Source organism: Defluviimonas salinarum (assembly GCF_026013545.1).
GTDB classification, from domain to species: Bacteria; Pseudomonadota; Alphaproteobacteria; order Rhodobacterales; family Rhodobacteraceae; genus Albidovulum; species Albidovulum salinarum.
Genome location: NZ_JAPDOG010000021.1, coordinates 17,732 through 32,400, shown reverse-complemented (window position 1 = coordinate 32,400; position 14,669 = coordinate 17,732). Strand labels below are relative to the sequence as shown.

The window sequence follows — 14,669 nt, the reverse complement described above, 5'->3', positions numbered from 1 at the left end:
CGCGGCAGAGAAGCGAGCTTAAGTGATTGTTTAAGAAATACTTTTTCGCAAACCGATTCGCCGATCGCCGCGAAGCCGAGGCCATCCGCTTCCGAGGGGCGGCATCCGCGACGTGCCGGACTGTCCATGAGCCCGACCGACCATCCCGTGCGCCTGCCCTTGGACCCCTCGGTCAGCTCCCCCGGCGATCATGGAGTCCAGATGATCCGCAAATGCGCCCGACACCGGCTACGGAAAGAAAACCACACGCCACGGAGGACGCCAGCGGTTCGATGGCCAGCTCAAAGAACCCCGAATCTGCCCCTTGACGCCGCCCGCGCCTGCTGACAGGTATCGCGCATGACAAGCCGCACCCGCATCGTCTCGATACGCTGACCGGCTCCCCTCGCGGGAGGCAGCGGAGGCATGCCGGCGAAGGACGTTCCCCCTGAGTACGGCACCGGCCCTTCGAACCGGACGCGTCTTCCTCGCCTTCCACATCCCAATCCCGTCTATAACCCGGAGGTCGCCCGTGGAGCGCCGTCACCCTATCGTTCAGTTCATCCGGCATTCGTGCCGGTCTCAGGCCGATCTCCGGCACAGGGTCCGCGACCGCATCATCGAGCGGCAGCGCGCGGCGATGCGCCCGGAGGCGGAAGCCTGGCTGGAGGAGGCGCGGCGCGCGCATGAGCGGGATCACCCGGGCCGCCCGTTCCCGAGCGGCATCGCCGACTGCCCGTTCCTGCCTTACGACCTGACCGACGCGCAGGCGGCCCGGCTCGGATCCGCCGCGCGGCGTGTCTGGTCCTGGCTGCCGCCGGAAACGCGGCTGCATGGCAAGATCGATGCCGACGAGAAGGCGGCGCTGGCCGCGCTCTCGAAATCGGCCCGTGCGGTCCACCTGACAGAGGCCGAGATCGACGTCGCGTTCGCCGGGATCCACGCGCAGGCGCCGTGGCTCGCGCGGCTCACGGAGACCGCCTGGACGGAAGCCCGACGCCGGGCTTGCCGGGGCCTGCCGGCGGGCTTCGGCCCGCTCCTCGTGCTCGGTCCGCCGGGGATCGGCAAGACCCGCTGGGCGCGCGCCGCGGCCGCCGCCCTCGGCGTCCCTTTCGGGGAGGTCGATGCCGGGGCGACGGGCGGCGTCTTCGGCGTGCAAGGCACCGAGACAGGCTGGGGCACGGCGAACCCGGGCGCGCTGGTCCGGCTCATGCTCGACCGCCGCATCGCCAATCCGGTCTTCCTCGTCGACGAGCTCGATGCCGGCGACGGCCGGACCGACACCACGAAGGGCTCGCTGCCCGGCCTGCACCGCGTCCTCCTCGGCCTCGTCGAACCCATGACGGCACGGGCCTGGAGATGCCCGTATTTCCAGCTGCCCTTCGACATGGCCTCGGTCTCCTGGGTGATGACCAGCAATACCGCGGGGCAGATCCACCAGCCGCTCCTCGACCGGCTGACGGTGGTCGAGCTGCCCGACCTGAGCGCCGCGCAGCTCGCCGGTTTCGCGCGCGGCGAGGCGACCGCGCGGCTCGGCGCGGAGATCGCCGAGATCATCGCCGCGGAGATCCTCCGCCGCGCCCGGTCGGGCCAGCGCCAGTCGCTGCGCCACGTCACGCGGATGATCGAGCGGGCGGAGGCGGTGCTCGACCAGCCGATCCTGCAGTGAGGCGGGGCGGGCAGCGACGCCCCGTCCCCGCGGCGCCTCAGTCCTCGCGGAAGGCGCGGGCCATCTGGTCGCGCAAGGGCTTCACGAGGTAGCTCGCCGCGGACCGCTCGCCGGTCGAGATGAAGGCCTCGACCGGCATGCCGGGGACGAGCTCCTTGCCCTTAAGCCGCGCCAGCTCCGCAGGCGCGACATGCGCGGTCACGAGGTAGTAGGGAATGCCGGTCACCTTGTCGACGAGCGTCGTGGCCGAGACGAGGCCGACCGTTCCGGCAAGCTCCGGCGTCGACATCTGGTCGAAGGCGGAGAAGCGCAGGCGGACCTCCTGGCCGGCATGGACCTGGTCGACGGATGCCGGCGCGACTTGGAGCTCGAAATCCATGCTGCCGTCATGCGAGACGATCTGGGCGATGACGCCGCCGGGCGGCACGACGCCGCCGAGCGTGACGACCTGCATGTCATGCACATAGCCCGCCGCCGGTGCGCGGATCTCGACCCGCTCGAGCTGCTTTTGCGTGCTGATGATCTGCTCGGTCAGCTCGCCCGTGGTCGTCGTGACCTCGCCGAGCTCGGTCACCGCCCGTTCTCGGGCCTCGCGCACGAGCTGGATCATCTCGAGCTCGGTGTCGCGGACCGAGTTTGCGCCGGAATTGACACACGGCCTGGCAACCCAGGGCAACCGCGTTGGTTCTGCTCGAACGGCGGACGGCTATTATCGAGAAATTGTGCGGCGATGTGGTCGGCCGGACGGGCTACTCCCCGTAGTAGCACTTCAGATCAAGCCGCCCCTTCAATTGCGCCGGCCGGTAAGGTTTGACCTCTCCGCATTGTGCTAGCTGCCCACCGGCAAACTCAATCGGATCGGTCTGCACGAACACCCCCGCCGCCGGGTCGTAGGCCCGGGCACGGTAGTGGTAGAGCCCACTTTCGGTGTCGTATTCGCGGCCCGTGTAGCCGTAGGGCTGCGAGAGCGTCCCTGATGTCTGGGTAAGGCGTCCGTAGCCGTCGTATTCATACCCGGCCACCACCTGTCCGGTCGCCGGTTCCGTCACCCAGATGACGGACCCCTGCCGGTCGGCGTAGAGCGCGTGTTCGGTGCCCGCGCCCACGCCCGAGGACGCGGTGTATTCCTCGAAGCCCACCGGCTCGTCCACCGCGTCGGAATGCATCCAGCGGCGGGTGAGGATGCCGTCACTGTACTCCATGACGATGTCGTCATTGGCCAGCGGATCCTCGGGCGAGATATCGTAGACATAGGCGGTCTCCGCCCCGTCCACGGTCTTGGCGACGCGCCGGTCGAGGGCGTCGTAGGCGTAGCTCGCCGTGGTCGCGGGCGACGTGTAGCCCACCAGCCGGTTCTGGCTGTCGTAGGCGTAGCTCTCCACCGCCCCGTCGGCCTTCGTCGTCCGGCTGACCCGGTTGCCTTTCAGGTCATAGGCGTAGCGGTAGCTGTCGTCCTCCAGGAGCTGGTTGTGCCCGTTCGACTCGTGGATGCCGGAGAGATGCGAGGCGGTGCGGTTGCCCTCGCCGTCATAGGCATAGTCCTCGACCGGCACCGGCACCCCGCCCTGCGCCACGGGCACGCCCTCCGCGACCTGCACCAGCCGGTTCAAGGCATCATTGGAGATCGCCTTCGACTTCGCCGGATCGAGAGTGTCGACGATCGCCGTCAACTGCCCGTCGGGATCGTAGGCATAGGTGAGATCGGTCAGCGTGACGCCCGACTGCGCATGGGAAAGCGCGGTCAGAAGGCCGTTCGTGTAGCCCCAGGACGAGGCCCGGCCCGAGGTCGAGGTCAGCGAGACCCGCCGCCCCTCCCCGTCATAGCCGAAGGAATAGACCGTCCCCCAGGGCGCCGTCAGCGTCGAGAGCCGGTCCTCGACGTCCCAGTCGTAAGAGGTTGTGCCGCCGAGCGAATCCGACATCGTCAGCCGCCGGTCGAGTTCGTCGTAGCTGTAGCTCAGCGTCACCTGCGGCTGCGGGCCCACGGTGCCGTCGGTCGTGGTCGTGGCGAGCCGGTTGCGGTTGTCGTAAGTGAAGGTCACGCGGCTGTCGCCGTCCGCAGCCTCGGTCAGGTTGCCGCCCGGATCGTAGGCATAGGCCAGCGTGTTGTCGGGGGTCACGACCCGCGTGCGCCGCGAGAGCCCGTCGTAGCTCGCCGTCTCCACGGTCCCGTCCTCGCGGGTGAGCGTGGCGAGGTTGTCGCGCGTGTCATAGGCCCCGGCCATCACCTCGCCGACCGGGTTGGTGCGGGTGACCATCCGGTCGAGCGTATCGTAGGTGAAGGCGGTCAGCCCCCCGCGCCCGTCGGTGACGGAGGTGACATTGTCCTTCGCGTCATAGGCGAAGCGTTTGACATAGCTCTCGGGGTCGGTCGTCTCCGTCAAGCGGCTGACCGCGTCATAGGCGTAGCGGTGGGTCTCGCCGTCACCGTTGACATGCTCGGTGACTTCGCCGGCGGCATTGTAGGTCCGCCGGATCGTAATAGCGCGCGGTGGTGCTGCAAGCCCTTCTCCACATCATATTGCTGGCAGCTGAAGCCACAGCCCGGATCCACCGCGCTGGCCAAAATGGTCCGCCTACGAATGGCCAATACCGATCAGTTTTGCTCCCAGAATCTGTCGTTGCTGCTCCGACGCGCGCCAGCGCTCGAGGTCCTCGACATAAGGGTCGAGCAACTCGCCGTCAGGGTCGATCGTGAACAGGACCGGATCGTCAAGCTCCCTGCGATCGAACGTGGCCTCGGGATCGACACCGAGCGCTTCGAGATAGTCGCACAGGATGTTGCGGTTGAAGCGCTCGGTCTTGATCCGTTTCTTGTAATGGTCCGGGTTCTCGAACGGCAACGGATCACCATATTGCCGGAAGAAGCTCTTGCCGTTCTGTTTGCCCGCGGTGATGCTGCGGACCAGACCGTCCGGGCGCACCAGCGACATGCTGTTAAAAGCGACCGGCTGTGATGGAATTCGTGGGGGATCATAGCTCGGGGAAGAATCGTAGATCGTGTAGCGGGTTGTTGAACTGAATTTGTATACCACAGCCCCGCTGACTATCGAGATGTTGAGATCAAAAAGCGGCCAGGTACCTCCGAGCCCCTCAAACTCGACAAGAACCAACTCCAAATTCGATCGTACTCTGGAAAGGCGAAAGATACCCCGCAACGGGAACAGATTCTGATACCACTGAGGTTTTCGCAGAAACCGCTCCCTGTCTACATCGTATTGGAACGCATAGTCGAAAGGCTCGCCTATCCGAGCACGGTCCTCGCGCAGCATCGAATAGGGCTTGTCGGGCTCGCCCTGAACTTCAATCATATTGCGTTTGATTTCTAGTACGATCCCACGGAACAGGGACTCGACCGTTTTCAGCGGAGCCTCGACCAGAAAAAATCCAAGCTTTGCCTGATCCGGCAGGCGTTCTCCACCACTCGTCACCGCCTTCTTCCTCGCCAAAGAAGCCAGGCTGCGTTCGGATCGGCGCGCAGCATCACGATTGCCTTCGCCACCTCTCTGTAGATCGCCGAACTGACCGACATTTCCTCCAGCATATGAAGCTCACCTCCCGCAAAGTTGTACTGCAGGTCGGGGCGGCAGGTGCTCACACGCTCGAATCCAGCATTCACCTGAGGGCGATCTTTCATGAAAGACCCCACGTCGATTGCGCCCTTTATCATCTTGGCGCCTTTTTGCGCGGCCAGGTCGTTCATTCGCCATGTGATCATCGCGTCATGCGCTGGTCCTCCATGCGTACGACCAGTGTTGAGATCGTCAAAGTTGAATTTATCGCTCGAATTCAGCGAATGGCACTGTGCAAGCTTCTCGTTCATGGCCTCGAACGGGTTGAAGGGCGATCGGCCCATGTTGCCGCCAAAGGTCATCCCGCTGCCACTGCCGCCGGCGCCATAGAGGGTGCCGAGGAAATCCGCCGCCTCCCCGAGCGACTTCAACAGATAACCCATGGCACCACCGGTGACCAACTCGGCATAGATGCCGTTCGAGGTCGCATCATTCGCGAAGGCGAGAAACGGCGAGGTCGCATTGAGGCCGAGCGGATCGATCTTCTGATAGGGTGTATTGGCGACATAGACATAGGCGTTGCGCGGTCCGTCCGGGAAGCCCAAGGGATCGGTCGACAGGAACCGCCCCTCCGCCGGATCGTAGTAACGCGCGCGGTGGTACTGCAAACCTGTCTCAGCATCATATTGCTGGCCGGTGAAGCCATAGCCTGGATCCACCGCCTCGGCCACAACGCTCCGCCGCCCGAAACTGTCGTAGCGATAGCGCGACACGACCGCACCTATCGCGGAATCGACCACCGCGGCGATGCTGCCGAGATAGTCGGTGTGAACCTCGTAGCGCGCGCCCGTCCCCGGCGTCGGCGTGGCCGAGGCGTAGTCCTCGAACCCGTAGCGCTTATCGAGGCCATAGGCGTTCATCCACCGGCGCGACGTAGTGACTCCGTCCCGCGTCGTGAAGACGAAGAGGACGTTCGGCCCGTCGTAGACGAAGGCTTGCTCCGTCACCGCGCCTTCCGTACCGGTCACGGTCTTGCCGATGCGCCGCTGCTGGGCGTCGTAAAGATAGCTCACCGACCATCCGTCCGTGGATGAGACACCGATCAACTGATCCTGGGCGTCCCAGCTGTAGGTCAACGTCTCGCCCGTCGCCCTGCCGGTCCGAGACGTTCGGTTGCCGTTCGCGTCGTAGGTGTATCTATAGCTCGCCGTCTCCAAAAGCCGGTGGTTCGCATCATACTCGTAGCCGGAGGTCAGGTGCGAAGCGGTGCGGTTGTCTTCAAGGTCATAGGAGTAATCTTCGGCCGGAATGGGCATACCACCTTCGGAAACCGGAAGACCTACGTTTACGCCGACCAAACGCCTCCCGGCATCGTGGAGCAACGCTCGCGACTTCGTCAGGTCCAGTTCGTCCCGCAACTCGATCAACCGACCGGCCCGGTCGTAACGAAACGATTCGTGGAGGAAGTCCAAGCCAGCGAAGCTGTGCTTGAGCCCCGCCAGCCGGCCGCCGGCATCGTAGTTTGCAAAGGTCACCGTTCCGTTCTGATAAGTTTTTGAACGAACCCGCCCATCCGGATCATAGGTGAAATCGATCGATCCACCCCAAGGCTGGGTTACGCTTGTTTGTCGGTTTTCGGCGTCATAGTTAATTTCAACCGTTCCGCCGAAGCTGTCGGTCGTTCGCGTTTTCCGGCCAAGCGTGTCGTACTCATAGCTTAGCACAACCGGGGCGGGCAGATTGGGATAGTTGAACGTTTCTGAGGCAAGCCGGTTCATCGCGTCATACGTTGCCGAGATCGATGTGTCATTGTCGGTGGTTTGGAGAACATTGCCCGCAGCGTCGTAGCTGTACATGTAGGCGTTGTCGGCCGTGGCCATCGTGAGCAGTCGACCGTTCCCGTCATATCCGAAACTCACAGCATCACCGTTTGCGGACACAACACCGACAACATTGTTACGAACGTCGTACTGCGTCGTCACGATTTCGCCCGAAGGCTCCTGAACGACTACAGTGCGGCCCAGATCATCGTACTGGAACGAGGCCGTCCCTCCCTTGGCATCAATCATTGTCGCCACTTGGTTGGCACTGTTGTAGGTGCCCTCGCGAGCGGCCCCATGGGCCTCAACTATCTTCGAGGGTCGCCCCAGGATATCGAACTCTGTCCGATCGGTTCGTCCCTCGGCATCGGTAGAAACGATCTCAGTCTCACCTACGCTATAGGATACGGTGGTGTCGCCCGTTATCGGATCGTTGCCCCCAACCTCACGATTTAACTCATCAAAATATATGACGGACACTCGACCCGCAGCGTCTTCGAATCGAGTGAGATTGCCGACCGGATCATACCCGTACAGGATAGCGTTCGACAGCGCATCAATTTGCGAAATCGGACGGTTTAGAAGATCGTAAGTCGCTTTGCGCACCCGTTCTTCTGCGCTCCCGGAGGCTTCAGCAAGAGTCGTCACATTACCGCTCGCGTCGTAGGTCGTCTGGGTGACCGACCCGTCGGCATAGGTGACGGAGGCGAGGTTGCCGCGCGCGTCGTAGGCAAACTGCGTCGCATTGCCGTTCTCGTCGGTCCGGCTCGCGAGCTGGCCTTGCGCCGTGTAAGTCATCAGCCGCGTGCCGCCTTCGGGATCGGTGACCCTGGTCGGCAGGCCCGTGGCGTCGTTTTCGTATGCCGTCACGAAGCCGCCGGCATCGGTCGTGGTCGTGACCTTGCTGAAGACCGGCTCGTACCCGTAGCGCGTCGTGCGCTGCGCGGGCGTGCCGACGGCCTCGGTCATCGCGGTGACGTTCGCCACGTCATCGTATTCCAGCGTGTCGACGCGGGTGCTTCCGTTCGCCCCGGGCCGCTCGACCCGAGTGACGAGGTTGCTCTCGTCGCGGATGAAGCGGCTCGTGCGTCCGAGGGGGTCGGTGACGCGGATCACCGAGCCGAACTGGTTCACCTCGACCGTCGTGACCTCGCCCTTGCGGTCGGTAACGGTCGTCACCCGGTCTTCCGGTTTCACATAGATCAGCGGCTGGGTCGCCGGCCCTCCAAGTCCGTCGACCAGACCGAGCGACGCCGCCACCTGGTTCTTGACCGACGAGCTGTCGGGCAGCGTCGCGCCGTTCAGGTTGCCGACCGCATCGTAGGAGTAGCTCGTGGTGTTGCCGTTCTGGTTCGTCGTGGAGATCAGGCGGCCGTTCGCATCATAGGCGAAGCCGACCTTGCTGCCCGCGGGCTCGGCGATATCCGTGAGATTGCCGATATCATCGTATGTGAACGTCGTCGTCCGCCCGTCGGGATAGCTGATCGAGGCAAGCCGGCCCTCGCCGTCATACGCAAAGCTGGTGACGCCACCGACCTGGTCCACGATCGTCGCGAGCCGCCCGTCGGGACCGTAGCCGTATTCCTTGCGGTTGCCCTGCGGATCCACCACCGCCGTCTGCAACCCGGCCGCATCATACTCGATGACGGTGCCGTCCTTGTAGCGTCGCTGCCAGGTGCCGTCAGCGAGACGTTCCAGTGTCGAGAATTCACCCTTGCCGGACACGAACGTGCCGCTGGCCGAAGGTTTCGAGAAATGCACGGTGACGCTGAACCGCTGCGTCGAGATCAGATCCAGGCTCCCGTCGCCGTTCAAATCGGCCAGTTCGGTGTCGCTGAACCCGTAGTCGACCAAACCGATCTCAAACGGGGCGAAGGTACCGTCGCCGTTGCTTCTGTACACGGCGATCTCACGGCCGCTGGTTACGATCAGATCCACAATACCGTCGCCGTCGGCGTCACCGAGGTTGACCGGTGTCGCGTCGGAAGCGCTTGGCGGACGCGGCAGCAATCTGGGCGCGCCGAACGCCTGGCCGGTGGTGTTGAGCAGGATCTGGAGGTCGTTCGGCGTGGCGTAGGCGATATCGAGCTTGCCGTCGCCGTTGAAGTCGGCGAGCCTGCCGAAGTTCCCGAGCACGTTCAAACCGCCGTTTCCCGCCCTGAGGTTTTTCCGGCTGTAGGACCGGTTACCATTGTTGAACAGGAAATCCATGCCTTGCCGGGTGCGCAGGGCAACGTCGTCGAAACCGTTGCCGTCGACATCGTCGACGATGACCTGAAGCGCGCCCGCTCCGCCGAAGGTGGAGCCGGCGTATTTGACCAGGGTGCGACCATTGGGACCGCCGTAGCTGATCCAGATCTCATCCGTGAGATAGGTGAAGAAGCCGGAATTGGCGACATAGATGATGTCGTCATAGCCGTCCCGGTCGATGTCGCCCACCGCCACGTCGAGCGCGCGGCGTCCGAGGCCAAGAGATTCGAACGCTTTGAAGAAGCTGCCGAACCCGTCGTTCTCGGCGTAGCCATAGCCCTCCTGCGTCTGCATCACGTAGGCCATGTCGGGCGCACCGTCGTTGGTCAGTTCGCCCACGGCGATGGCGGCAAGGTTGGGCGGGTACAGGCCGGTTTGCGGCACGGCGCTGGGATTGGCGACCCGCAGGGTGTCTTCCTGCTGAAACGCGCCATCGCCGAGATTTGTCAGAACTCCGAGACTGCCGGTCCCGCTCTCGCCATAGAATACGTCGATGTCGCCATCGCCATCCGCGTCGCCGGACCCGATCCCGGCCGTACCCACGGTCGGGAAGATCAGCGGTTCATCCTCGAACTCGGTCAGCGTCGGCTGGGGATCGAAGGTCGTGACGCTGTCGTCGTCAGTGATCGTGACCTTCCCGTCCGGGCCAAGCACCAGCCGCTGCAACCGATCGATCGACCAGCCGTTGCCGTAAGGACTGTCCGTCCCGTCCTGGACGTAGAACTCGGCGTCGTGCGACCCGCCGACGGTGGAACAATCGTACTGCGCCCGGCTCGTGAACCGGTAGGAATACCGGCCGCTGCCCAGACCCGAGCCATCCACCGGAACCGACTGCCGCAGGGTCACCTTCTCGCCCACGAGTGCTGGGGCCGCACCGTCGAGCGCCTGGCGTGGCGTCCAGTGGCGGCTGTCGGAGAGCGACAGGCCACCCGCCTCGATCCGGGTTCCAAGGGTCACCGGAAGCGACGCGTCCTCGGCGATCGTCACGTCGGCGGCGACGATGATCGTCGGATTGGCCGCCTGGGAATGATAGCTCAGCGTGACCTGCTGCGCTTCGCCGAACGCGGTGTATCCCGGCAGCGTGTAACTCGCCGCATTGTCGCCCTCGAAGGGCGTCAACGCCCGCATGCCCGTCGGTTGGTCCGCTGAAACAATCGTCTGCGGCGCCTGCGGCAGGAATGTGAAGAGGTCGCTTTCGTCGAAACGCGAGAGCGTGCTGCTGACGGTCGCCCCGCCGGCATCGACACCCGCATCCGCCGTTCGGCGGAAGCGCCCGTTCAGGCTGCTGACACGCCAGAGCTCGAGCCGCGTCTGCTCGGGCAGGTTGTCGAGGTTCGGCCCGGTGATCGTCATGCCTTGCGTGAACACCGCCCCCGGCGCGTCGAGCGCGTAGATGCGGCAGGCCCGGGTGCCGTCCACAAACCCGGGATGTTCGAAAAGATCCGGCAGCGAGCCCAGGCACACGTCTCCCGTGTAGGCCGCGCCGGAGGCGTCCTTGACCGAATTCGCGGGAATGGACACGGTCAGGCCGGAGTCCGCACCGGACAGCACGGTTTGCTGCCCCGCGACGACCGTAGCGCAGCCGTCGTCCAGCGGAACCAGCAGGAACTCCGGCGACAGATCGCGGTTCTGGTTCTCGGTGACCGTGATCGCCCGCACCTCGCCCAGATAGCCGCCGGGACCGCCATCGGCGGAGGGGTCGATGGTGACCTGGTCACGGCCCGGCGCGAGGCTGCCGAAGCTGAACGTGCCGTCGGCGGCGGTCGTCGTCATCAACGCGGCGTCCCGAAGCCGCACCGGCATGCCGGCAAGCGGCGTCTCGACGCCGTCGGCGAAATCGTTCGCGTTGAGCACGCGGCCGTGGACCGAGGTGTCGTCGGCCGTGCCGGCCACGACGTCGACGGTCAGGATCGCGTGGTCCGTCAGCGTTCCGTCCGACACGCCGACTGTGAAGGAATAGGTGCCGATCTGTCCCGCCTCGGGACGGAACCGGATCGCGCCGCTGTTCGCGTTCAGCGCAACTCCCTGCGCAAGCGGCAGCGGCGTGGCGTAGAAGGTGATCGGATCACCGTCCGGATCGGTCCCCTGGAGGTCGAGCGCGAACTCGAGGCCCAGCTCGACGGTGTAACGGTCGCGCAGGTCGCCCAATACGGGCGGGGCGTTGCGGGGCCGCGCGGTGATGTCGAGGCTGCGGGTCGTCGTCAGAAGCCCGTCCGAGACGCTGACCTCCAGCCGGTAGTTGCCCGGCAGATCGGCCACGAACCCCACCCCGCCATTTCCAAGATCGGCAAGGAGAGGGTCGGCGCCGGTGGGCTGTGCCGTGATCTGGTAGGAATAGGTCAGCGGATCGTTGTCAGGGTCGCTCGAGGCGGCGGCGGAGTAGCTGGTCTCGGCGCCCAGATTGATTTCAGACGGGCCTTCCAGCACGGCCACTGGCGCACGATTGGGCGCGGTCATCGTGATCTCGACCGGAGCGGAGGTGAACTCGTAATCGGAGACCTCGAGCGAGAGTGTGTAGCTTCCGCGGCGGTCCGGCGACAGCGTTGCGATCGGGCCGAACGGGTCGGAAACGGCCGCGCTGCTGCCCTGCGGACGACTCGTCAGGGTCCATCTGTAGTTCAGCACATCGCCGTCGGGATCGTGGGATGCCGTACCGTTGAAGGTCGCCGTCTCTCCGACATGGGCCTCCGTGTCGCCGCTGGCCACCGCGACCGGCGGCGAGTTCACGACTTCGACCTCGAGGACCACGGGGGCGCCGAGAAGCGCGCCGTCATCGGCGGTGAGCTGGATCAGGTAGAGCCCGACACGGTCTGGCGCGAAGGCGAGACTGTCGCCGGCGACCGTCTTCACGGCGGGATCGGCCGCGATCGTCGCACCGCTGCCGCCGGGGCGGGAGAGCAGCGACCAGCCATGGGTGAGCGCGTCGCCGTTGGCGTCGAAGCTCAAGGGCGGCGCCGAGAGCGAGACGCCTTCGCCACTCAGTACGCTGAGGCGCGCGCCACGGGTGAGCACCGGGCGCAGGTTGATGTTGCCGATCACCACGGTGTCGGGCCGGGATATCCCGTTCTGACCGCTCACCACGAGCTGGACGACACCGGCGCCCGGGCCGGTGCAGACCGGGTTGTTGCGGTTGAACGGGTTCTTCTTCACACGGTCGCTTGCGACCTGCTGGCCGCCGACCCAAGCCACCATGTCCTGATTGCCGATCTCCGGAGTTGTGACATGCACGGAGACGCGTCCCGGCACCGCATGGTCGCCGAGATCCCGACCGTCCGCGGTTTGCAGCCGGACGACCCGGGTATGGTCATTCTTGTTCTCGATCTCCCAGACGAGCAGCGTGCCCGTACCGGTCGCCTGCTGGCCACGCGAATGGAGCGTGATGCCTACCGGCTCGGCCGCACTGGCACCGGCGATATCCGCGGGCAGCCGAACGTCGAAATCGCACAGCCCGCCCAGGTCGCTGCGCTTGATGTGATAGACCGAGGAGGAGCGGATCACGTCGCGGAACCGACCCTGGCGGATGTCGAGCGAGAGCGTCGGTGCGACGAGAGAACCGTCATCGAGCGTGCCGGAGGAACCGCTGCCCGTCAGGCCGATCGAAGCCCAGGAATGGGTGAGCGGAGCGCCCGTCGAGAGGGAGCCGTCGAGCGTGACCTGGCCAAGGTTCCCGGCGAGACGGTCGGCGCCGGCATCGGCATCGGGCAACGGCGCGCCAACGACGAAGGCCCGCGTCGCGGGCACACCCGCGGCCGTACCGTCTTCCACCTGCAACTGCACGACGTAGAGTCCCGGAAGATCGGGAGTGAAGGCCGCCTCGGGGCCGCTCGCACCGGAGATCGCCACCGAACTGCCTGCGGGCCGGTGAAGCAGGTGCCAGTCGTAGCTCAGAAGATCGCCGTTCAGATCGTAACTCTGGGTTCCGTCGAGGATTGCTTCGCTGCCGACGGCAAGACCGGATATGTCGGCGATCCGGGCGACGGGCCGCAGACGGGCGTCGGCTCCGGAGGCCACCAGAATCTGGTCCTGAGCGGACCAGATGCCGTCCATGACGCTGAGCGAGATGAGGTATTCGCCGTTCAGATCCGGTGCGAAGCCGATTCTGCTCTCGGCATCGGACTGAAGCGTCGCGGCAGATCCCGCCGGCTGCACCGACAGGCTGGCGTCGGATACGAGCACGCTGCCATCGATATCGCTGCTCTCGTAGGGGTCTATGACGACCGTCCGGCCTGGCTGGACCGCGACCTGGTCGAAGCCGCCCGACGCAACCGGCGCCACCTGGCGTCCTCCCACGCCCTCGTAATGATCGACCCCGAGGTTCTGCAGATCCGCGCGCGACAGGTCCGCGCCGATGATGCCGTTCAGCGTGACCGACCCGCGTCCGGAACCGAAGATGAACGTGAGGTCGTCGCCCGCGGGATCGGGCGACATCCGGGCATTGGTTCCGTCGTCGGCATCGAGCTCGAGGACATTCGCGAAATCGAGAAAATCCTGCGGAGTCGTCAGCGCGTAATCGACCCCATCGAGGGTCACGGTGAGCGTGTCGGCAATCCCGGTCACCGCGTCATCGAGGGTGAAGGACGGGACGTAGTCATGCGTTCCGCCCGCCATCGAGCGGTCGCCGAGCGCGATGATGTCCGCTACGGCCGTCCCGGCCGAATGGGTGACGTCGTAGGACAGCCGGTAGACATCCGTCGTGCCGGAGTTCGGCAGGTACCGGACCTCGTACATCGCCATTGCGGAGGCCGCGCCGCTGTCGTCCGCGACGGTCAGGCCGATGAGATAGGAGCCCTCCAGATCCAGCGACAGGCCGGTGATCGGCGCGCTCGAAACGCCTATCGCGGCGGCGCTGCCGGCCGGCGCCGCTTCGATCGACCAGGCATAGGTCAGAGCGTCGCCGTTCACGTCGTAGCTGTCGGTCGCGTCGAGCGTGAGCGGCGTCGAACCGCCCGGATAGCCGCGCGCGACGATGGCGGCGACCGGCGCGAGATTGCCGGTGCCGAACTCGACCCGAGTCGTATGCAGTGGCGCCGCCGCGGCCGGATCGGTGGCATCGTAGAGCGCGAGTTCGGCGACATAGGTGCCGGGGACATCCGGCGTCACCGAGGGTCTGAGCACATCGGTCGCGCTGAAATCCGCGACGCTCGTCGCAGGCCGGCTGACCCAGCGCCATTCGGGGCGAAGCCGCTCCCCCGGCGCCGCCGCAAACCCGTCCGTCGGATCGAGCAGGACGCTCCTTCCAACCGACGCAACGATCGGAAGCGAGACACCTTCGGTTGCAAATGCGGGAGTGGAAAAGGTCAGGAAGGAGAGAGCGGCAGCCAGGATGCCGTGACCGGAAAGCGTCTTCACATACGTCCCCTTCGAACAAATCAATCTACTTTTGGGTGAACGCTACGCAGCACGCGGCATAAATCAAGAGAAAGTTTTACAACACGAACG

5 protein-coding genes are annotated in these 14,669 nt (G+C 65.1%); 1 reads left to right on the top strand and 4 read right to left on the bottom strand.

What is annotated here, in order from left to right:
- Positions 1-511: 511 nt before the first annotated feature.
- Positions 512-1,648: an AAA family ATPase gene (locus tag OM960_RS18635; RefSeq protein ID WP_264772995.1), complete on the top strand. Its 1,137-nt coding sequence runs from the start codon at positions 512-514 to the stop codon at positions 1,646-1,648.
- Positions 1,649-1,685: 37 nt separating this feature from the next.
- On the opposite strand, the gene OM960_RS18630 is transcribed toward OM960_RS18635, so the two are convergent.
- The 4 genes from OM960_RS18630 to OM960_RS18615 all read right to left on the bottom strand — a co-directional run bounded on the left by OM960_RS18630 (position 1,686) and on the right by OM960_RS18615 (position 14,579).
- The gene (locus tag OM960_RS18630; RefSeq protein ID WP_264772994.1) at positions 1,686-2,258 is read right to left on the bottom strand and encodes a beta-barrel domain-containing protein; all 573 of its coding nucleotides are present in this window, start codon (positions 2,256-2,258) and stop codon (positions 1,686-1,688) included.
- Positions 2,259-2,397: 139 nt separating this feature from the next.
- Positions 2,398-4,125 (bottom strand): RHS repeat-associated core domain-containing protein, encoded by a 1,728-nt coding sequence (locus OM960_RS18625; RefSeq protein ID WP_264773046.1) that lies wholly within the window; start codon positions 4,123-4,125, stop codon positions 2,398-2,400.
- A gap of 99 nt (positions 4,126-4,224) precedes the next feature.
- A complete protein-coding gene (locus tag OM960_RS18620; protein WP_264772993.1) occupies positions 4,225-5,097 on the bottom strand; it encodes a hypothetical protein in 873 nt (290 codons plus the stop codon).
- Positions 5,076-14,579: an FG-GAP-like repeat-containing protein gene (locus tag OM960_RS18615; RefSeq protein ID WP_264772992.1), complete on the bottom strand. Its 9,504-nt coding sequence runs from the start codon at positions 14,577-14,579 to the stop codon at positions 5,076-5,078. Before OM960_RS18615 ends, OM960_RS18620 begins: the two co-directional genes overlap by 22 nt.
- Between the last annotated feature and the right edge of the window lie 90 nt (positions 14,580-14,669).